We start from the raw sequence: 19,250 nt of genomic DNA, 5'->3' as shown, positions 1-19,250 counted from the left end.
AGAGTAAATGCACGTCGACGATATCACCCGACGGTCTGACGCACCCATGAAACGCGCAAAACAGCGGGTCATTCACAAACCCGCGCTTGGCGCAAGCTGGTATTTGGGGCATATTTATTTTAAATAACCCAATGGGTAAGATGTCATGAGTAGTTAACATGTACAACGTAAATTCTTAGCCGTATCGCAACACGATCAATCGCACAGCAACAGCGCAGAATCCTGGAGTTCCACACAAGAGGAGCAGCACTATGACGAAGCGAATCGCCCTGGTGACAGGCGGCATGGGGGGGATTGGCACGGCGATCTGCAAAGCGCTCGCCGCCGCAGGCCATATCATCGTGACCACCTATAGCAAGCCAGGCAAGGAAGCCGCCTGGACCGCCGACATGAAAGCCTTGGGCTACGATGTCCACGCCTATCAGTGCGACGTCACCAACGGCGAACAGTGTGCGAACATGATCGCGCAGGTCACGGCGGAAATCGGCACCATCAGCGTTCTCGTCAACAACGCGGGCATCACGCGGGACGGCAGCTTGCGCAAGATGACCGTCGAGGACTGGCGCCAGGTGATTTCCACCAACCTCGATTCGGTGTTCAACGTCACCCGGCCGGCCATCGACGGCATGGTCGAGCAGAATTTCGGCCGCATCATCAATATCTCGTCGATCAACGGCCAGAAGGGGCAATTCGGTCAGACCAACTATTCCGCCGCCAAGGCCGGGATGCACGGATTCACCATGGCGCTGGCACAGGAAGTGGCCCGCAAGGGCGTGACCGTCAACACCATCTCACCCGGTTACATCGCCACAGACATGGTCATGGCCGTCCCCCAGGAGTACCGCGACAAAATCATCGCCCAGATCCCGATCGGCAGGCTCGGCAAGCCGGAGGAGATCGCATCGCTCGTCGTCTGGGTCGCTTCGGACATGGCGGGCTTCATGACCGGCGCCAACCTGGCGATCAACGGCGGACAGCACACCACCTGACCGTTGCCCGCCATGAAACACACAACGCCCGCGCATGCGGGCGTTGACGTTTTCGGCGGATTCACCGCTTCCGGTATGCCTCGAAGCGCTCCCGCAATGTTGTTTCATCGCGTTTGCCGAAGGCGAAATGGGTTTCCAGCCAGAGAAGACTGATAATTCCCATCGCCAAGGCGAACCCCAATCCCAGAATCCAGGCAAAGTACCACATGCATGCGCCCTCAATATGTGAAAGTGTCGTTCTTCAGGCGGGCCGGCGTCACGGGCCCCTTCAGCACGGCATATACCCAGCGGGTATAGAGTAGAATCACCGGCAGCATCACCATCGCCACGCCAGCACCGACCATCAGCGTCAAATGACTGGATGTCGCGTCCCACAGCGTCAGACTCGAGACCGGATCGATCCGCGATGGCAACACAAAGGGAAACAGGGCCGCGCCGGCCATCAGCAGCGATGCCGCGATCGTCAGGGAACTGCCCGCCAGAGCCAGGCACGCGGAGCGCCTGACGCCGCCGAAGGCCGACACCGCGCACCCCGCCGCGGCCGCGGCCGGCAACAGCCAGAGCGCCGGCCAGTGCCGGTAATTCACCAGCCAGCCCGAAGCATCCCGCGCCACGGTCTTGGCCAGCGGCACGCCGCTTTTGGCCGCCCCCACCAGCACCCACCCCTCCATGCCGGACAGCATTGCGCCGCCCAGCGCCAGCAGAACAGCGACGACCAGGGAGAGCGGCAACGCCAGACGCGCGGCGCGCGCGCGCATCTGCCCTTCGGTTTTCAGGGCGACAAAGCCCGCGCCGTGCATCAGGCAAATCGCCACCGACGCCGCCCCGCACAACAGAGCGAAGGGATGAAGCAAGTCGAAGAACGTGCCCGCGTAGGAAATGCGCATATCCGCGTCGAAGCGAAACGGCAAGCCGACAAACAGGTTGCCCAGCGCGATGCCCAGCAGCAGTGACGGCACCAGCCCGCCGATGAACAAAGCCCAGTCCCAAGCCGTGCGCCAGCGCGGCGACTCCAGCTTGCTTCGGTAATCGAAACCCACCGGCCGCAGAAAAAGCCCGAACAGAATCAGCATCATGGCCGCATAGAACCCGGAGAACGCCGCCGCATAAACCATTGGCCACGCGGCGAACGCCGCGCCACCCAGCGTCACCAGCCACACTTGGTTGCCCTCCCAGGTCGGCCCCACCGCATTGATGACCAGACGGCGCTCCTCGTCGTTCCGCCCAAGCCAGGGGAGCAGCATGGTGGCGCCCAAATCCCATCCGTCGGTCAGCACATAGCCGATAACCAACACGGCCATAATGCCCCACCAAATCACTTGCACCGTTGCGTAATCAGGCATGACGGTTCTCCTCGCCCCGCGCCGCGGCCTCTCCGTGATAACGTCCCGTTCCAAGACTGGCCGGTCCCTTGCGAATCGTCTTGATCATCAGCCACATCTCCACGATGAAAAGCGCTGTGTACATGATAAGCAATCCCGCCATGCTGAAGTGCAACTGAGAGGCATCCAGCGATGAAGCGGACAGCCGGACCGGCAGGATGCCGGATATGGTCCACGGCTGGCGACCGCCTTCCGCCACGTACCAGCCGCATTCGATGGCTACCCATGGCAATGGAATCGAGACCACGGCCAGACGCAACAACCAGCGCTGCGGAGCCAGGTTGCGGCGCCATAGAAACCAGGCGGATGTCGCGAAAATAAACAGGAACAGCAAACCCAGACCGACCATAATGCGGAAGCTGAAGAAAATCGGCGCCACCATCGGGATGGTATCCTCAACAGCGGCTCGGATCTGCGCTTCGCTCGCATCGACGACACGCGTCGTATATGGTTTGAGCAGCAGGCCGTACCCCAGATCCGCCTTGTGCGCATCGAATTGCGCGTGCGTCGCCGACGAGCGGTCGCCGCCACGCAGTTTGACGAGGGCATCGTAAGCGACCTGTCCGCTACGGATGCGCTGCTCGTACTGAACCTTCAACTGCTTGATCCCCACCACCGGCGTATCGAGACTGCGCGTGGCGATAAGCCCCATCAGCCACGGAATACGAACAGCATAGCGCGTTGTTTCCGCCTTCTGGTCGGGCCAGCCGATGAGCGTCAGCGACGCCGGGGCGGGCTCCGTCTCCCAAACCGCCTCTATCGCGGCGAGCTTGACCTTCTGGACTTCCCCGGCCGTATAGCCGGATTCATCGCCCAGCACCAGCACCGACAGAACGGAGGCCAGACCGAACCCCGTCGCCACAGCGAAGGAGCGCAAGGCGAAACCGGTATCCCGCGCCTTGAGCAGGTACCAGCCGGAGACCCCCAGCACGAACATCGAAGCGGCCACGTAGCCGGATGCCACGGTATGCACGAATTTGACTTGCGCCACGGGATTGAAGAACACCTGGGACAGGCTCGTCAGCTCCATGCGCATCGTCTCGTAATTGAATTCGGCGCCGACAGGATTCTGCATCCAGGCGTTCGCCACCAGAATCCACAAGGCGGACAGGCTCGAACCCAGCGCCACCAGAAAGGTCACCATCAAGTGCTGCACGCGGCTCAGCCGGTCCCACCCGAAGAAAAACAGGCCAATGAAGGTCGACTCGAGAAAGAACGCCATCATGCCTTCCAGCGCGAGTGGTATACCGAAAATATCTCCGACATAATGGGAATAATAGGCCCAGTTGGTGCCGAACTGGAACTCCAGGGTCAGTCCTGTCGTCACGCCCATCGCGAAGTTGATGCCGAACAGTTTCCCCCAGAAACGCGTCATGTCGCGGTAGACTTCCTTGCCGGTCATCACGAACACCGATTCGCAGATGAACAGCAACCACGCCATGCCCAGCGTCAGCGGCACGAACAGAAAATGAAACATCGCCGTCAGGCCGAACTGCAGGCGCGACAACTCTACGACATCAAGGTCGGGCAACATGACTTCCTCCTTCGTTTCCGGACCCGGATCCCGCGGTCAGATGCGACTCCACCACGCTTTGCGGCACGGTCATGTGCTCCGCCAGGGGGTGCGAGAAGAACGCTTTCCAAAGTCCGTACAGCATCACACTCTTGATCAACAGCACCAGCAGGATGTCGCGCCACAAGGGGCCGTCCCGCCAGCGCTTCATCCGTTTTTTCACGATCACCCCCTGCCGCGGCCCGCGCCGCGCAGCTGGTTGGCGAATTCAAGCACCCGCGACACACGGGAGCCCATACGCATGAGGCCTTCCAGAGTCTCCGGCGACAGCGACTGAACATCGTCGAACCACCCATTGGCCAGGTCGATCAATTCGTGCATTTCCTTCATGCGCGCCTGGGCATGCCTCTCATCCTCGTCAAGCGGCGCGTCCATCAGCGCATCCCGCAAAAAACTCAGGGTCGGTTCGATCTCCCGTTTGCGTTTCTCTTCGGCGAGCGTCCGGAAAATCTCCCACACATCCTTCGGCGTCTCGAAATAATCGCGCCGGTCCCCCGCCTGATGAACCAGCTTCACCAGGCGCCAGGACTGCAGCTCCTTGAGCCCCATGCTGACATTCGAGCGCGACACTCCCAGCGCCTCGACGATATCATCGGCGTTGCGCGGGGCGGGCGAGATGAACAGATACGCATAAATCTGCCCGACCGTCCGGTTCACGCCCCAACGACTTCCCATTTCCCCGAAATGCAGAACAAAACGTTCCGCGAGAGGTGTAAGATTCACGGACGCCTCCGTCCCGTTATTTCAGAAATTTCTGAAATGATAGAACAAAAAGTTGATCCAGATCAATGTCGCCCGTTTCGCATACTAGACAGACCGAGCCCGATTTGTATGGTAAGGTTTGGAATTGTTAATGAAATAGCTTGAAAAATGCCATGGCCGAGTCGCTGATCATCAAAGGAAACAACAAGGAAGAACGCTACCGGACCCTGCTGCCGCAAGTAACGGCACTGTGTTCCGGAGAAACCGACAGGATCGCCTTGCTGGCCAATCTGGCGGCCGCCCTGAATATGACTTTCGATTGGCTATGGGTGGGGTTTTATCTGGTCAAGGGGTCCGAGCTCGTACTCGGACCGTTTCAGGGGCCGATCGCCTGCACACGCATCCCGTTCGGCAAAGGGGTATGCGGAACCGCGTGGAAGGAAAACCGCACGCTGATTGTCGACGATGTGGAAACATTCCCCGGCCACATCGCCTGCTCGAGTCTGGCCCGATCCGAGATCGTGGTTCCGCTGCGCGACCGTACCGGCGCCGTGATCGGCGTACTGGACGTCGACGCGGACAGAAAAACCTGCTTCGATGTTGTCGACGCGACCTACCTCGACATGCTGATCGCGTCGTTAACGCTCGACTGACGCAAGAGACAGAGGCTCCGCAGCCATCTGAACCGGCCCGGCAGGCTTGCTCCCCTCGAGCAACAGACATAAGCCCGTATCCCTGTAGCGATTGGCACGCAGGGTGCCCGCCAGACTCGGATAGTCGCGGCCCGGGCCGGGATCCATGACCGATCCGTCCGGACGTTCCAGCAACCAATGCAAACCGCCTCCCGACACCACGACCCGCAGCACCCGCTGCCCATTGGCTGGCGGTGGGGCCCTATCATAACGGACAGACACCCCCGAGCCCTTGGCCATACTGACAGCGCCGGGGTAGCGATGGACAATCAGACGCCCCAGCCACGCGCGGCCGCAATAGAATACCCCCTCCAGCCCCAGCAACCGTGCCGCGAACACCAGATTGTGCGGCAGCGAATACCCTTCTGCGGCCAACCCGTTCCGGCTCCGCTGACCGGCACCGGGCCCCGTTGTCGCCCCCGACGTGATGCGGTAGATCCACGTTTCCGACGCCGGATCCGCGGCCAGCGCCCCGCCACGCTCTCCGCCTCGCAAAGAAGGAAAACTCTTGACACCCATCTCATTGGCCGCGCACAGCAACGCCGCGGCTCCGCATGAGTTGAGGTAGCGCTGACGGTATGCGCACCGCTTGGCATCCACTCCGTCACGAACCGGCTCATTGCGTTGACCGAGCGGTGTCGGCCGCTGATGGCCAGCACGGAAACACCCCTTCAATTTGGACAGCAGGCGTTCCAACAAGGGAACCACCCGCGAACCGGCACCCGCCGCCGCGCCATGCGCTATGTTTCTGCTCGAGATATCGACAAACATAACTCTACCTTCACACCTAATTCATAAGACCCCAAGAATCTCTCCGAACCCCGACAGGCGCTACCAAAAATCCGCCTTGGGAAGCGATGGCGGCCAGCCCCCACTCCTTGCGTATCCGGTTTGCCGGCGATCATGAACCCTCCCCGCTCCATTCCGTATCCCTTTCCTGGTTTTAGCCCCCCCCACACCTGGAGGCGAAGCGACGACGGCAGATTGCGGCCATGACAATCAGGCGCTGCGCGAGAAAAAGCGTTCGGGATGAGCCGCGGGCACAAAAGGAACCCGGACTTGGCCTGACCCGCGCTCAAAAGGTAGTGAGGGTGGACCAAGCCGCCGCATGGGCGGCCTTGGCCGTGAAGACACGTGGCTTCGGTTTTCTGGCAGACCGTTGCCCGCGAATACTAATATGGCGCGAGATATAGTTCACCGCCCAAGCAACGGAGAACACCCCGCCTCGCCTCGGATCGGTGCAATGCCATACCGGACGACCATCTCGGGAGCGCGAGCGAATAGCCGCGGCCCGATCGGCGGTCAAGGGCATGATGGAGAATGGGGAACAGGACGCGGCGACGAGCACGGCCATCAAACAGGGGGGCCTCAAACCGAGGAGAACGGCGCCTCCGCCCGACGTTCATCCGAACCCTCCCGGGGTTCTACCGCCATACGGGCCAAACGCTCCGTCATCGACTCGACCAGCGACTCCAGCCGGCCGCGCTCCCGCTCAAGCAACAAAAGCCGCTCCTGCGCCGACTCCTGCTTTCTCGCGGCGACACGAATCAGCTCCTGCTCACGCGCTTGGGCTTCATCGCGGGCGGCCCGCGCCGCCCGGCGCTCTTCTTCGATCTGCTCGAACAGAGCCAGCCGCAACCCCTCCAGGCGCTCGTACGCCAGCGATTCCCGCCGCATGGCCTCCTCGCGCGCGTCGGCGACCTGTCTTGCCGCGCGGGACTCCACCTCTTCGACCCGCAGTTCGGCCGCTCGCTGCACGGACAGCACGAGTTCGTTCTGGCGCTCCGCCTGCTCCCGCAAGGCGGCCAACTCACTGCGCAATTGCAGCGATTCGGCCTGCGCGCCATCCATGCGCTCCGCCGCCGATTCCAGGCGCGACCGCAACTCGTTGACCTCCTCCTGAACCCGCGCATCCCGCGCATCGAGTTCGGAGATTCTCGCCTGCAGCGAACTGCGCGCCGACTCCCACCCGGAGCGCTCCTCCTCGAACCGGCGCAGCTCCTGAGCGAAGCGCTCGGAGGCCTCGGCGCACGCGAGCGTCCAAAGTTGATCGAACAGCGCCTGCAGCGGCGCGGGAATGCCCGGCAAGGTGGCTCGCCGGACATGGCCGGCGAGAAAGTCCTGACGCCAGGTTTTCAGTGTGCTATTGATGGTGGTGTTCGAGCCGGTGCCAAGGCGGGAGCGGATATCGGCAACGGTCGGCCAGACGCCCTCGGCAACCAGTGCCTCGGCGGCTTCGCGGATGCGGTGGTGAATATCCATATTCAAAGCTTGCGGGGGCCGGACGACTTGCGCCGTCGCGCACCCGACAACAATAGGTCGGGATCCGGCTCGAACAGGTTGCCGGTCCGGCCCGTCTGCAATTGCGACGCCATCAGAATGGCGCGATTGATGGCTTCCTTCTTGCTGACGCCCCACCATTCGATCAGCTTGTCCAGGGATTTTTGCGCATCCCGGGTCAGCTCCACGGTCACGGACAACTCCTGCAACCGGTTGCGGCGGATTTCCCTGCTGCGACGCTTGCGCTCGGCGGCCGTCATGGCGCGCTCGCCCAACGGCTTGCGCCCCGGCTTTTTCGGGGTACCGCCGATCAGGTCGTAGGTATAGTGGTCGCAGGGGTCTCGCATGCGATTTAGTGACAGGACACAGTAACAAGGGGGCGCAAGCATACCACAACTTGCCGAAGACCGGTATGCCCCGCCCCGTGATGGCTCACAGCCGCCTAGAGCCACCCCGCCGCCATCGCGGCGCGCAGCACGGCAAGCGCCATCGCGGCGGCGAGGATATCGTCGATCATGACGCCGAATCCGCCTTTGACGCGCCGATCGAGCCAGCCGATCGGCCATGGCTTGACGATATCGAACACGCGGAATGCGACGAATGCCGCGATGAGCGCCGACAGTGTCGCCGGCACGAAGGCGAGCACCAGCAGCATGGCGACGATTTCGTCGAAATTGACACCGCTATGGTCGTGCGTGCCCAGCACCGCGTCGGCCATATCGCAGATTTTCACCCCCGCGACAAACAGAGGCAGACACAGCAACGCCAGCCAGCCGCACGTCACACCGGCCCATTGCAGCAGAAAGTACAGCGGGTAGGCCACCAGTGTGCCCAGCGTGCCGGGCCCCCATGGCGACAGACCGCTACCGAAACCAAAAGCCACAAAATATGCCGGATGCCGGGTAATCAATCGCCAGTCAGGCTTTACATTCGAAATGGTCAAATCCCTGCCTCCCCATAGTCAACGGATTGCCGCCGGCATCGAGCAACCGCACCCCCTCTCCCGATACGACCCGTCCGATACGGGTGAGCGGGCACGTCGGCGTGGACAACGCTTCGATGCGCTGGCGCTGCGCGGCCGGCGCGGCAAAACACAACTCATAATCGTCCCCCCCGGCAGCCAGGCAGTCACGCCACGCCAGGCGCCGCATGGCAAGCCACGGGTGCGTCGGCACACTCTCCAGCAACAGGTCGATCCCGACGCCCGAACGGTCGGCCAGATGCCCGGCATCGGCCAGCAGCCCATCCGAGATATCGATGGCGCAACTGGCGATACCACGCAAGGCGAGCCCCAAGGCGACGCGCGGCTCGGGCCGCTCAAGATCGGCAAGCGCCGCGTCGAGCACCTCCGCCGGCAACGCCACACCCTCAAGGCGGTGCCTGACCGCCGCGGCCGCGAGGCCTAGCCGTCCGCTCACCCAAATCTCGTCACCGGCCCGCGCGCCGCTGCGGCGAAGCGCAGTGCCGTCCGGCGCTTCGCCCATGATGGTGACCGAAACCGTCAATGGCCCGCGCGTCGTATCGCCGCCGGCAAGAGCAACGCCGTGCCGCCCGGCAAGCCCCATGAACCCCGCCGAAAATCCGGCCAGCCAGTCGCGATCGAGATTCGGCAGCGCCAGCGACAAAAACACCCAGCGCGGCCTGGCACCCATGGCAGCCATATCGGACAGATTCACGGCCAGGCACTTATGCCCAAGACGCGCCGGATCCACATCGGCAAAAAAATGCCGTCCCTCGACCAGCATGTCGGCCGAGACAACCAATTCGTGACCGGGCGACGGCGCCAAAATCGCCGCATCGTCCCCCACTCCCAGTACCACGCTATCGGCGCGGTGCGTGAAAAACTCCCGAATCAGGTCGAATTCGTTCATGAGCGTATCCATACGAAAAAACACCCGCCCAAGGGCGGGTGTCGTCACCGGTTTGCCGCGGCCCCTTACGACTGGCGGCGGGTACGCCCGGAGGCGAACTCTTCGGGGCGCACCTCGGCGGCCAGCTTGTCCAGCACGCCGTTGACGAACTTGTGGCCGTCGGTGCCGCCGAAGGTCTTGGCGATCTCGATGGCTTCGTTGATGATCACCGGATACGGAGTTTCCTGGTGCTGGGTCAGCTCCAGCGCCGCCATCAGCAGCACGGCGCGCTCCACGGGGCTGACATCGTCGGGAGAACGCTCGTAATGGCGGGCCAGCATCGCGGACAGGGTTTCGACGTCCTTGAGCACGCCGAACAGGATCGTCCGGAACAGGGCTTCATCGGCCTTGGCGAAATAGTCGTTTTCGCGCAGGTGCTTCTCGATGGTCGACGCGACCCGATCCGGGTTCAGCTGCCATTCGTAGATGCCCTGCATGGCGAATTCGCGCGCGCGGCGACGTGCAGTTTTCATTCAGTCACTTCCTTGGATAAAGATCGCGGCCACGCCTCAGCCGCGCAAGGCGGCATGCAGTCGGGCCATTTCCACGGCGACACGGGCGGCATCGCGACCTTTTTCGGTCATGCGCACCTCGGCCTGCTCGTCGGTTTCGGTGGTGAGCACGGCATTGGCCACGGGGATGCCGTGATCCAGTCCGACTCGGGTGATCCCGGCGCCCGATTCATTGGACACCAGTTCGAAATGATAGGTTTCTCCGCGGATGACCGCCCCCAGCGCGATCAGGGCATCGAAGCGTGCGCTTTTGGCCATGGTCTGCAGCACAAGAGGGATCTCCAGCGCGCCGGGAACGGTGGCGAGCACGACATCGGCGCCATCGACACCAAGCCGGGACAGTTCGGACAGACAGGCATCGCGCAGTCCGTGGCAAACGGGTTCGTTGAACCGGCTCATCACGACACCGATCTTCAGGCCGCGTCCGTTCAGGTCCGGCTCGATACGCTCAATGGCTTCCAGCATGCTTTTCCTCGCAGAAATCTGTTTCGGGGGGCGTAAGTTTACCCGATTTCCGGCACCCCGTGTTCGGGCAAACGAAAACCCGCCACTTCAAGATCGAATCCGGCCATGCTCGGCAGGCTGACGGACCCCGCCATCAGGCGCATCTTGCCCACGCCCAGCCGGCGCAGCATCTGCGCGCCGATACCGAAGGTCTTGCCGTCCCACTTGCGCGGTTCGCCATCGCCTTGCGGCAGCGCCCGGGCCAGAAGATCGTCGCCGCTCTCGTCGCGATGCAGCATCACCAGTACCCCGGCGCCCGCGTCCTGGATCTCCTCCATCGCCGAAGGCAGCGACCAGGTGTGCGAGGCACCCAGCGGATCGATGAAATCCATCACCGACAAGGGCTCGTGCACCCGCACCAGCGTCTCATGGTCATGACGGATTTCTCCGGCCACCAGCGCAAGATGGGTGGCCCGCGACGTCACGTCGCGGAACACGTGCAGCGTGAAATGACCGAACGGAGTTTCCACCGGGCGCTCCCCGGCGTGTTCGACCAGGCATTCGGTACGGCTGCGGTACTGGATGAGATCGGCGATGGTGCCGATCTTCAGGCCATGTTCGGCGGCGAAGGTCATCAGCTCGGGCAGGCGCGCCATCGTGCCGTCGTCGTTCATCACCTCGCAGATCACCGATGCCGGCTCCAACCCGGCCAGCTGCGCGAGATCCGACCCCGCCTCGGTATGGCCGGCGCGCACCAGCACTCCGCCGTTGCGAGCCTTGAGCGGAAACACGTGCCCCGGCTGAACAAGATCCTCCGGGCGGGCATCGCGCGCCGCGGCGACCTGGATGGTGCGCGCGCGGTCGGCCGCGGAAATGCCGGTCGTGACACCGCTGGCCGCCTCGATGGAAACGGTGAAGTTGGTGCCGTGCGGCGTGCCGTTCTGGGAGACCATCAGCGGCAGGTTCAATTGCCGGCAACGATCCTCGGTGAGTGTCAGACAAATCAGTCCGCGCGCGTGCTTTGCCATGAAGTTGATGGCGTCGGCCGTCACGAACTCGGCCGCCATCACCAGATCGCCCTCGTTTTCCCGGTCTTCGGCGTCCACGAGGACAACCATTTTACCGGCACGGATATCGGCGACGATGTCTTGAATCGGAGAAATGACCATGATGTTTTCCTTGCATCCGGGCCACCGGGCCCGGTTTGGCGCGAAGCGTCAGAGCGAACGGGCCGCGAGCAGCCGTTCCACGGTATCGACAATGACCTGGGTTTGCGGGTCGATCTCGATATTGACCCGGTCGCCCGGACGGCGTCCGGACAACGTGGTGCGCGCGAGCGTTTCGGGAATGAGATGGACGCAGAACTCGGCCTGGCGCACCTCCCCGACCGTCAGACTCGCGCCGTCGACGCCGATGTAGCCTTTGGTGAAGACATAGCGGGCGAGCGACTCGGGCACGCGGAACCAGAGGGTGCGATTGTCGGGCGTCTCGATGACGTCGGTCACCTCGGCCATGGCCATGACGTGCCCGGACATCTGATGCCCACCGATCTCGTCGCCAAAGCGGGCCGCGCGCTCGATGTTCACGCGATCGCCTTCCCTGACCCGCCCAAGATTGGTCACCCGCAGGGTTTCCTGCATGAGATCGAACGACACGCGGCAGCCGTCGATGCCGGTAACCGTCAGGCAGCAGCCGTTGTGCGCGACCGAGGCGCCGACTTCCAGCCCCTCGAGCCACGGCTCGGGAAACGTCAGGACATGGGTGCGAAAACCCGGCCGTTCGGTGATGGACACGACGGCGGCCGTCCCCTTGACAATACCTGTAAACATGCAGATTTCTTTCGCGCTAACGTCGTTCTACGACACGATGGCCATTATCATAACCAAAAACCGCGCGCCCTGCCGCCCCGGCCGACGGCAAAGACTGCCCAAAAAACCGATTACAGAGTAAAATCAACCCTTTTAGCATTCAACCAGACGCATCCATGTCCGCAGAATTGAGCCGCATTGCCGACGAAGTGGCGCACCGCCGCACCTTCGCCATCATTTCCCACCCTGACGCGGGCAAAACCACGCTGACCGAAAAGCTCCTGTTGTTCTCGGGCGCCATCCAGAATGCCGGTACCGTAAAAGGCAAAAAAACCGGCAAGTTCGCCACTTCCGACTGGATGGAGATCGAGAAGCAGCGCGGCATTTCCGTCGCTTCCTCGGTCATGCAGTTCGAGTATCGCGACCATACGGTGAACCTGCTCGACACACCGGGCCACCAGGACTTCTCGGAAGACACCTATCGCGTGCTGACCGCGGTCGACTCCGCGCTGATGGTGATCGACGCCGCCAAGGGCGTGGAGGCGCAGACCATCAAGCTCTTGAACGTCTGCCGCTTGCGCAATACGCCGATCGTCACGTTCATGAACAAGTACGACCGCGAGGTGCGCGACTCCCTGGAGCTGCTCGACGAGGTGGAAAATGTCCTGAACATCCGTTGCGCGCCGGTCACCTGGCCGATCGGCATGGGCAAGGTGTTCCGGGGCGTGTACAGCCTGCTCGACGACAAGGTCATCCTGTTCGAAGCCGGCAGCGACAAGCTCATCACCGATGTCGAAGTCGTCAACGGCATCGACAACCCGCGCCTCGACGAGCTCTTCCCGCTGGAAATGGAACAGCTGCGCATGGAAATCGAACTCGTCAAGGGCGCTTCCAACGAATTCAATCTGGACGAGTTCCTCGCCGGAGAACTGACGCCGGTGTTCTTCGGTTCGGCGATCAACAACTTCGGCATCCGCGAGATTCTCGACGCCCTGATCAACTGGGCGCCCGCCCCGTCGGCGCGTCACGCCACCTTGCGCGACGTCGAACCGACCGAAGCGGCGTTTTCCGGGTTCGTGTTCAAGATCCAGGCCAACATGGATCCGAAGCACCGCGACCGCATCGCCTTCCTGCGCGTGTGTTCGGGCCGCTTCGAGCGCGGCATGAAAATGAAGCACCTGCGTCTGAACCGGGACATCGCCGCCTCCAGCGTCGTAACCTTCATGGCGCACGAGCGGGAAACCGTCGAGGAAGCCTTCGCCGGCGACATCATCGGCATTCCCAACCACGGCAACATCCAGATCGGCGACAGTTTTTCCGATGGCGAGCTTCTGCAGTTCACCGGCATTCCGTTCTTCGCGCCGGAACTGTTCCGCACGGTGCGCATCCGCAATCCGCTCAAGCTCAAGCAATTGCAAAAGGGCTTGCAGCAGCTGGGCGAGGAAGGCGCCGTGCAGGTCTTCAAGCCGCACAATGGCGGCGACCTGATCCTCGGCGCCGTCGGCGTACTGCAGTTCGACGTGGTGGCGGCGCGCCTGGCGGCCGAATACGGCGTGGACGCCGTATTCGAATCCACCAGCATCTGGAGCGCCCGCTGGGTCAGTTGCGAGGATCGCAAGAAGCTGGAAGAGTTCGAGAACAATCTGGTCAACAACATGGCCATCGATGCCGGCGGCAATCTCGCCTATCTCGCCACCAGCCGGGTCAATCTGCAACTTGCCCAGGAGCGCTGGCCGCAAATCGTCTTCCACGAAACCCGGGAACACGCCGTCAAACTGAACGATTGATCCCCGAACATACCGCCGCGCAAGGGGACGCGGCGGTATGTTGTTGTGTAACGCCGCAAAAAATAGAGCAAACGCTCCACATAAATGGCATAATGATCACAATAACGAAATGGAAATCAGGCCATCATGAGCAAACCGCGCATAAAGACCTACGACAAGATCATTCTCGAAAGCCTGAAGCTCTTTAACGAACAGGGCGAACGGAATATAACGACAAATCATATCGCGGCGCATCTGGGCATCAGCCCTGGCAATCTGTACTATCACTTCCGCAACAAGGAAGAGATCGTCTACCAGATATTCGTTCAGTACCGTAACTTCATCAACGAACGCCTGTCGGTTCCGACCGACCGCACCATGACGGTTCCGGACCTGGTCAACTATCTGGACACGGCCTTCGATGCCATGTGGCAATTCCGTTTCATGTTCTACGATCTGCCGGGCTTGTTGGCGCGCAACCCCCAGATGCAGGCCGAGTACCATCAATTCGTGAACACCGAGATGAAGGACATTCTTGGCCGGCATTTCCGTGAGTTCATCCGCCTCGGGCTCCTGAAAATGGACGAGGAGGACATCGAGGCGCTCAGCGTCAATATCTGGCTGGTGGTGAAGTTCTGGTTCGCTTTCGAACAGACCGCCCGTCCGAAGGCCCCGATCACGGAAGAGTCAGGCCGCCGAGGCGTGCGCCAGGTGCTGGCGCTGCTCAAACCCTATGTCCAGCCGGAACTGGCCGGAGCCTTCCGCGAGCTGTGCCAGCGTCACGCGAACTGATGCCCGCCAGCGGCCATGCCGCATGAACAAACGCCCTCCGGCCTGGAGGGCGCCTGCCGCATGCCACATTCCGCATCACAGGCCGTACCACCGGCAACCCGTAGAATCAGCGAAGTCTTCTCGTCCGTTCCGGCGATTCGATCGGCCATCGCGGCGATCAGTCGAACTGCCGCCGGAACAGCACCAGGCCGGCGGCGAACACCAGAATGCCGATCCCGCCCATACCGGCGATCGACACCGCCAGCTCCCCGACCCCCTGCCCCTTGAGCAGCACGCCGAAGGCGATGTCCAGGTAGTAGTGCAGCGGCGACGCGAACATCAATCCGCGCAACCATGACGGCATGGCTTCCGGTGGCGTCCAGGCGCCGGACAGGAAGAGCATGGGCGCCAGAATCAGGATGGACAGCATGCCGGCCTGAGCCAGGTTGCGCGCGATGGTCGCCGCGAACAGTCCGAGCCCGGCGGTGGTGAACACATAAAGCGCCGACAATCCGAAAAACAGCCCGACACTGCCCTTGACCGGAATGCCGAACAACGGGATCAGAATCAGAAACAGGCTCAGCGCAATTCCGCACAGGATCACGCCGGTCATCGACACCACTTTGGGCAACAGGATGCCCAGGGGCGAGAGCGGAGAAACCACCAGTTGCTCCACGGTGCCGCGCTCCTTCTCGCGCACCATCGCGGCGGCCGGCAGAAGCACCGAGAACACCGTGGTGATATTGAGCATTTGCGAAATGCCCATGAACCAGCTGTCGTCCTGGTTGGGGTTGTACCAGACGCGGATCTCATTGTTCACGACCGGCAACGCCGCTTGCGCTCCGCCGGCGGGCATGCCCAACCGGGCCAGCGCCGACTCCAGGCCGAAGCGGGCCAGAATCTGTCGCGCGTCGCTGGTCGCCAGAAAACCCAGCACCGAATTGGTCGTGTCCACCTGCATCGCCACCTGGCTTTGCCGTCCGGTGGCAAGATTCTTCTGCAAATCAGGGGGAATCGACAACAATATCATCGCCTGCCCGCTGTCGAGCGCCGCAAGACCGTCCCGATCATGCGCCACCTGCCCGTCAATGCGGAAATACGGCGGTCGGAAACGCCCGGTCAGTTCGCGCGACGCGGCGGTCCGGTCATGGTCCTGCACCAGGGTCGCCGCATTATTCAGCGACAGCGACACGCCCGACGCCGCCAGAAAAATATCGACCGTGAACGCGTAGAGGATGAACGCCAGCAGCACCCTGTCGCGCCCCAGCTGTTTGAGCTCCTTGACGAGCATGGCCCGAAAGCGGCGTACGGCCGGCACCAGCCAGCGCACAAAGTTCGTCATGTTCTCGGCCTCTTGGAAAACCCGGCATAGCCCAGAGCGAACAGCACGGTGGCGAATGCCGCCAGCACGCCCAGCGGCCGCCATAAGGCATCGAACCCGACGCCCTTGAGAAAACACCCAACGACGATGTCGGTGTAGTACATGGCGGGCATCAGATGGGCCACCCAGTTCGCGCCGCCCCCCAAAGACACGATCGGGATGATCAGCCCCGAGTACAGCACGGCCGGAATCATCGTGACGATCATGGTGACGATCATCGCCGCCACCTGGGTACGCACCAGCACCGACACCACCAGCCCGATGCCGGTGGTGCACAGCACATAGACCAACGTCGCGGGCAGAAAAAACAGGAAGCTGCCCTTGAACGGCACCTGGTATAACAGCGTGGCCAGAAGCCACAGCACCAGGATATTGACGGTGGAGATCGCCACATAGGGCATCAGTTTGCCGATCAGGAACTCCGCGCGGGTGATGTTCGAGGCGTAGACATTGAAAATGGATCCGTTCTCCTTCTCGCGCACCACACCCAGGGCCGTCAGAAACGGCGGCGACAGCATCAGGATCACCATGATCAGCTTCGGCGCGAGCGACCAGATACTGCTCACGCTCTGGTTGTACAGGTAACGGGTTTCGAGCGTCACCGGCTGCAGGCCCGCGCGCACTTCATCGAGGCTCCTGCCGCTTTGCCGGGCGATCATCGCGGACAGGCTCTCCAGACTGAACGCCGAGCTGATCGCCGCGACATAGCCCTTGGTGGTCATCGCCCGGCTGGGAAAGGTTCCATCGACCAGTGTCGCGACCGAAGCCGGCTCGCCGCGCGCCAGATTCTTCCCGAAATGCTCGGGGATCACCAGCACGACACGGACATCCCCTTTGGCGATCAGCCGCGAGGCGTCCCGCTCATCGGTGCTGTAGCCGCGAAACTGGAAGTAGCGCGAACCGATGAAGCGCCAGGCATATTCACGGCTCGCCACGCTATGATCGCGATCCACCACCGCGAACGGGATGTTTTCCACATCGAGCGACAGGCCGTAGCCGAACAGCAGCATCAAGAGCGCCGGAACCACGAAGGCCAGGGAAAAGAACAGCCGGTCACGGACGATTTCGCGCCACTCCTTGTGCGCCATGGCGAACACCCTCTGCCAGATCATGCGCCACCCCCCTTGCGTTCCTCGGCCTCCAGCCGCGTGACTTTGTGCACGAACACATCCTCCATGACGATAGGCCGCGCCTCGATGCGGGCCGCCGGAGCCAGTCCGGCCAGTTCGGCGGCGAGCGCGCCAGGATCCCGGGTCAGCACATGCAGCCGCCGGCCGTACGGCGACGCACTGTCAAAGCCCGCCGCGATCAGCCCCGGCAGCGCCTCGAGGGCGCCTTCGCCGGCCACTTCGTACAAGGCGCCCGCCTCCCGCACCACGGCGGCCTTCATTCCCGCCGGACTGTCATCGGCGACCACGCGACCGGCGAACATCAAGGCCAGATGATCGCAGTGCTCGGCTTCGGACATATAGTGCGTCGTCACCAGCATCGCGACCCCTTCGACACGCGACAAATGGAACAGGATTTCCCAAAAGGCCCGGCGCCCGAGCGGGTCGACGCCCGAGGTCGGCTCGTCCAGGAACAGCACGCGCGGGCGGTGCACCAGCGCGCACCCCAGAGCAAGACGCTGGCGCAGGCCCATCGGCAGGGTCGCGGCCAGATCGTGCTCGTGCCCGGCAAGGCCGGCCATGCCGACGATCCACGCCAGCCGCTCGGCCGTGTCGCGGCGGGACAGGCCGTAAAGACCGGCATAAAGCCGGATGTTTTCTTCGACGGTCAGGTCCAGGTACAGGGAAAAAGCCTGCGACATATAACCGATGCGCGACTTGATCAGTGCTCCCGCCTTGCGCATGTCGGCGCCGGCGACACGCCCTTCCCCGCCGCTGGGCGGCAAAATGCCGGTCAGCATCTTGATCGCCGTGGTCTTGCCCGCTCCATTGGCGCCAAGCAACCCGAAAATCTCTCCCTGCTTCACCTGAAAACTCACATCGCCAACAGCGACGAAATCGCCGAAACGCCGGGTCAGTCCCTTCGCCTCGATGGCATGGCCGGCATCCCCGGCAGGCGCACCGGCGGCGGAGGCGCCCAGCCCGGGCTTTTCCAGGCGGCCCTGTTCGGCCATCAGCGCCACGAACACGTCTTCCAGCTCCGGGTCGAGCAGCGCCACCTCCTTCACATCGAGGCCTTCGAGCAGCCGGCGCGCTTCGGTTTCAGCCTCTTGCCGGTTCCGGTCACGGGCGAACAGCCGCACGGTCGCGCCCAGCGCCTCGATTTGCGGAAAACGCGCCGCCAGACGGCCGAGCGCCTTGATCTGGGGCGCTGCGTCGCACTGCACGATGGTGCCGGGCACGCGCGCCAGAATCGCTTCGGGCGTGCCTTCGGCCAGCACCTTGCCTTCATGCATCAGGCTCATGCGCGTAAAGCGGCTGGCCTCGTCCATGTACGCGGTGGAAACCAGCGCCGTCAGTCCCCGCGACGCCACGAGCTCGCCAAGAATCGACCAGAAATCGCGGCGCGACACCGGGTCGACCCCGGTGGTCGGCTCATCCAGGATGATCAGGTCCGGCGCGTGAATCAGCGTGCAGACCAGCCCCAGTTTCTGCTTCATGCCCCCGGAGAGCTTTTTCATCGGCCGTGACCGGAAAGCGGCCAACCGCGTTGTCGCCAGCAGTTGCTCCTTGCGTTCCCGGGCCGTCTCCGGGTCGACCAGCCGCAGGCGCGCGAAAAAGTCGATATTCTCTTCGATCGACAGATCGCCGTAGAGGTTCTGCCCCAGCCCCTGGGGCATCAGCCCTATGCGGCCTTTCACCGACTCGGCGGAGCGTTCGCTGTCGATGCGGGTGCCGAACACCTCGAGCGCCCCATCCTCGTAAGACAACACCCCGGCCACCGCCTTCATGAAACTGGATTTGCCGGCGCCGTCCGGACCGATCAGGCCGTACAGTTCGCCGCGGCGCACCGCCAGCGACACCCCGCGCACCGCCTCATGGCGTTCATAGCGTTTTCCGAAGCGATCCGCCGCGATCACGATATCGCTCAT

General features: G+C 62.7%; 21 protein-coding genes. 4 read left to right on the top strand and 17 right to left on the bottom strand.

Annotated features, from left to right (window positions below):
• Positions 1-251 precede the first annotated feature (251 nt).
• Positions 252-989, top strand: coding sequence for an acetoacetyl-CoA reductase (phbB, locus tag JNO50_RS09110; protein ID WP_189534846.1), 738 nt, complete (start codon positions 252-254; stop codon positions 987-989).
• A 61-nt stretch (positions 990-1,050) separates the two neighbouring features.
• On the opposite strand, the gene cydX is transcribed toward phbB, so the two are convergent.
• The 5 genes from cydX to JNO50_RS09085 are packed head-to-tail and all read right to left on the bottom strand — an operon-like array spanning position 1,051 to position 4,667.
• Entirely contained in the window at positions 1,051-1,197 is a 147-nt protein-coding gene (gene cydX, locus JNO50_RS09105) for a cytochrome bd-I oxidase subunit CydX (protein ID WP_189534848.1), read from the bottom strand.
• 10 nt (positions 1,198-1,207) lie between these two features.
• On the bottom strand, positions 1,208-2,332 hold the full coding sequence (gene cydB, locus JNO50_RS09100) for a cytochrome d ubiquinol oxidase subunit II (protein ID WP_189534850.1): 1,125 nt from the start codon (positions 2,330-2,332) through the stop codon (positions 1,208-1,210).
• A complete protein-coding gene (locus tag JNO50_RS09095; RefSeq protein WP_189534852.1) occupies positions 2,325-3,905 on the bottom strand; it encodes a cytochrome ubiquinol oxidase subunit I in 1,581 nt (526 codons plus the stop codon). Before JNO50_RS09095 ends, cydB begins: the two co-directional genes overlap by 8 nt.
• Positions 3,889-4,107 carry a cytochrome oxidase putative small subunit CydP gene (gene cydP / locus JNO50_RS09090; protein ID WP_189534854.1) on the bottom strand — a complete coding sequence of 73 codons (219 nt, stop codon included), beginning with the start codon at positions 4,105-4,107 and terminating at the stop codon, positions 3,889-3,891. Before cydP ends, JNO50_RS09095 begins: the two co-directional genes overlap by 17 nt.
• A gap of 2 nt (positions 4,108-4,109) precedes the next feature.
• Positions 4,110-4,667, bottom strand: coding sequence for a GbsR/MarR family transcriptional regulator (locus JNO50_RS09085; protein WP_189534856.1), 558 nt, complete (start codon positions 4,665-4,667; stop codon positions 4,110-4,112).
• Between the two features lie 152 nt (positions 4,668-4,819).
• Between JNO50_RS09085 and JNO50_RS09080 the strand changes: the two genes are divergently transcribed.
• Positions 4,820-5,299, top strand: coding sequence for a GAF domain-containing protein (locus JNO50_RS09080; RefSeq protein ID WP_189535029.1), 480 nt, complete (start codon positions 4,820-4,822; stop codon positions 5,297-5,299).
• Here the strand turns inward: JNO50_RS09080 and JNO50_RS09075 are convergent.
• The 9 genes from JNO50_RS09075 to JNO50_RS09035 form a co-directional block, all read right to left on the bottom strand.
• Positions 5,285-6,109, bottom strand: a complete 825-nt coding sequence (locus JNO50_RS09075) for a T3SS effector IpaJ family cysteine protease (RefSeq protein WP_189534858.1) — start codon at positions 6,107-6,109, stop codon at positions 5,285-5,287. The genes JNO50_RS09080 and JNO50_RS09075 overlap by 15 nt on opposite strands.
• Before the next feature lie 597 nt (positions 6,110-6,706).
• Positions 6,707-7,600 (bottom strand): DNA-binding protein, encoded by an 894-nt coding sequence (locus JNO50_RS09070; protein WP_189534859.1) that lies wholly within the window; start codon positions 7,598-7,600, stop codon positions 6,707-6,709.
• Positions 7,601-7,602: 2 nt separating this feature from the next.
• Positions 7,603-7,965: a hypothetical protein gene (locus JNO50_RS09065; protein WP_189534861.1), complete on the bottom strand. Its 363-nt coding sequence runs from the start codon at positions 7,963-7,965 to the stop codon at positions 7,603-7,605.
• 95 nt (positions 7,966-8,060) lie between these two features.
• Positions 8,061-8,555, bottom strand: coding sequence for a phosphatidylglycerophosphatase A family protein (locus JNO50_RS09060; RefSeq protein ID WP_189535030.1), 495 nt, complete (start codon positions 8,553-8,555; stop codon positions 8,061-8,063).
• Entirely contained in the window at positions 8,536-9,489 is a 954-nt protein-coding gene (thiL, locus tag JNO50_RS09055) for a thiamine-phosphate kinase (protein ID WP_189534864.1), read from the bottom strand. The genes JNO50_RS09060 and thiL overlap by 20 nt, the downstream gene beginning before the upstream one ends.
• A 65-nt stretch (positions 9,490-9,554) precedes the next feature.
• A complete protein-coding gene (nusB, locus tag JNO50_RS09050) occupies positions 9,555-10,001 on the bottom strand; it encodes a transcription antitermination factor NusB (protein WP_189534865.1) in 447 nt (148 codons plus the stop codon).
• Between the two features lie 36 nt (positions 10,002-10,037).
• Positions 10,038-10,505, bottom strand: coding sequence for a 6,7-dimethyl-8-ribityllumazine synthase (gene ribH / locus JNO50_RS09045; RefSeq protein WP_189534868.1), 468 nt, complete (start codon positions 10,503-10,505; stop codon positions 10,038-10,040).
• A gap of 38 nt (positions 10,506-10,543) precedes the next feature.
• The gene (gene ribBA, locus JNO50_RS09040; RefSeq protein WP_189534870.1) at positions 10,544-11,653 is read right to left on the bottom strand and encodes a bifunctional 3,4-dihydroxy-2-butanone-4-phosphate synthase/GTP cyclohydrolase II; all 1,110 of its coding nucleotides are present in this window, start codon (positions 11,651-11,653) and stop codon (positions 10,544-10,546) included.
• A 48-nt stretch (positions 11,654-11,701) separates the two neighbouring features.
• Positions 11,702-12,313 (bottom strand): riboflavin synthase subunit alpha, encoded by a 612-nt coding sequence (locus tag JNO50_RS09035; RefSeq protein ID WP_189534871.1) that lies wholly within the window; start codon positions 12,311-12,313, stop codon positions 11,702-11,704.
• A gap of 155 nt (positions 12,314-12,468) precedes the next feature.
• Between JNO50_RS09035 and JNO50_RS09030 the strand changes: the two genes are divergently transcribed.
• A complete protein-coding gene (locus tag JNO50_RS09030; RefSeq protein WP_189534873.1) occupies positions 12,469-14,079 on the top strand; it encodes a peptide chain release factor 3 in 1,611 nt (536 codons plus the stop codon).
• A 126-nt stretch (positions 14,080-14,205) separates the two neighbouring features.
• Entirely contained in the window at positions 14,206-14,850 is a 645-nt protein-coding gene (locus JNO50_RS09025; RefSeq protein WP_189534875.1) for a TetR/AcrR family transcriptional regulator, read from the top strand.
• Between the two features lie 157 nt (positions 14,851-15,007).
• Here JNO50_RS09025 and JNO50_RS09020 read toward each other — a convergent pair whose 3' ends face one another.
• The 3 genes from JNO50_RS09020 to JNO50_RS09010 are packed head-to-tail and all read right to left on the bottom strand — an operon-like array spanning position 15,008 to position 19,250.
• Positions 15,008-16,171, bottom strand: coding sequence for an ABC transporter permease (locus tag JNO50_RS09020; protein ID WP_189534877.1), 1,164 nt, complete (start codon positions 16,169-16,171; stop codon positions 15,008-15,010).
• Positions 16,168-17,322: an ABC transporter permease gene (locus JNO50_RS09015; protein ID WP_189534879.1), complete on the bottom strand. Its 1,155-nt coding sequence runs from the start codon at positions 17,320-17,322 to the stop codon at positions 16,168-16,170. The genes JNO50_RS09020 and JNO50_RS09015 overlap by 4 nt, the downstream gene beginning before the upstream one ends.
• Entirely contained in the window at positions 17,319-19,250 is a 1,932-nt protein-coding gene (locus JNO50_RS09010) for an ATP-binding cassette domain-containing protein (RefSeq protein WP_189534881.1), read from the bottom strand. Before JNO50_RS09010 ends, JNO50_RS09015 begins: the two co-directional genes overlap by 4 nt.

Origin of the sequence: Paludibacterium paludis, from assembly GCF_018802605.1 — a bacterium.
In the GTDB taxonomy this organism is placed as follows: Bacteria; Pseudomonadota; Gammaproteobacteria; order Burkholderiales; family Chromobacteriaceae; genus Paludibacterium; species Paludibacterium paludis.
Note: the sequence above shows the minus strand (reverse complement) of the source record. Positions and strands in the feature narration are given on the sequence as shown.

Bases quoted from the DNA above. Each gene is read 5' to 3' on its own strand.
- JNO50_RS09065 (WP_189534861.1), bottom strand. From the start codon at position 7,965: ATGCGAGACCCCTGCGACCACTATACCTACGACCTGATCGGCGGTACC.
- JNO50_RS09095 (WP_189534852.1), bottom strand. From the start codon at position 3,905: ATGTTGCCCGACCTTGATGTCGTAGAGTTGTCGCGCCTGCAGTTCGGC.
- nusB (WP_189534865.1), bottom strand. From the start codon at position 10,001: ATGAAAACTGCACGTCGCCGCGCGCGCGAATTCGCCATGCAGGGCATC.
- ribBA (WP_189534870.1), bottom strand. From the start codon at position 11,653: ATGGTCATTTCTCCGATTCAAGACATCGTCGCCGATATCCGTGCCGGT.
- ribH (WP_189534868.1), bottom strand. From the start codon at position 10,505: ATGCTGGAAGCCATTGAGCGTATCGAGCCGGACCTGAACGGACGCGGC.
- thiL (WP_189534864.1), bottom strand. From the start codon at position 9,489: ATGAACGAATTCGACCTGATTCGGGAGTTTTTCACGCACCGCGCCGAT.
- JNO50_RS09035 (WP_189534871.1), bottom strand. From the start codon at position 12,313: ATGTTTACAGGTATTGTCAAGGGGACGGCCGCCGTCGTGTCCATCACC.
- JNO50_RS09080 (WP_189535029.1), top strand. From the start codon at position 4,820: ATGGCCGAGTCGCTGATCATCAAAGGAAACAACAAGGAAGAACGCTAC.
- JNO50_RS09020 (WP_189534877.1), bottom strand. From the start codon at position 16,171: ATGACGAACTTTGTGCGCTGGCTGGTGCCGGCCGTACGCCGCTTTCGG.
- JNO50_RS09070 (WP_189534859.1), bottom strand. From the start codon at position 7,600: ATGGATATTCACCACCGCATCCGCGAAGCCGCCGAGGCACTGGTTGCC.
- JNO50_RS09015 (WP_189534879.1), bottom strand. From the start codon at position 17,322: ATGATCTGGCAGAGGGTGTTCGCCATGGCGCACAAGGAGTGGCGCGAA.
- JNO50_RS09010 (WP_189534881.1), bottom strand. From the start codon at position 19,250: ATGAGCGATATCGTGATCGCGGCGGATCGCTTCGGAAAACGCTATGAA.
- JNO50_RS09075 (WP_189534858.1), bottom strand. From the start codon at position 6,109: ATGTTTGTCGATATCTCGAGCAGAAACATAGCGCATGGCGCGGCGGCG.
- JNO50_RS09025 (WP_189534875.1), top strand. From the start codon at position 14,206: ATGAGCAAACCGCGCATAAAGACCTACGACAAGATCATTCTCGAAAGC.
- phbB (WP_189534846.1), top strand. From the start codon at position 252: ATGACGAAGCGAATCGCCCTGGTGACAGGCGGCATGGGGGGGATTGGC.
- cydB (WP_189534850.1), bottom strand. From the start codon at position 2,332: ATGCCTGATTACGCAACGGTGCAAGTGATTTGGTGGGGCATTATGGCC.
- JNO50_RS09030 (WP_189534873.1), top strand. From the start codon at position 12,469: ATGTCCGCAGAATTGAGCCGCATTGCCGACGAAGTGGCGCACCGCCGC.
- cydX (WP_189534848.1), bottom strand. From the start codon at position 1,197: ATGTGGTACTTTGCCTGGATTCTGGGATTGGGGTTCGCCTTGGCGATG.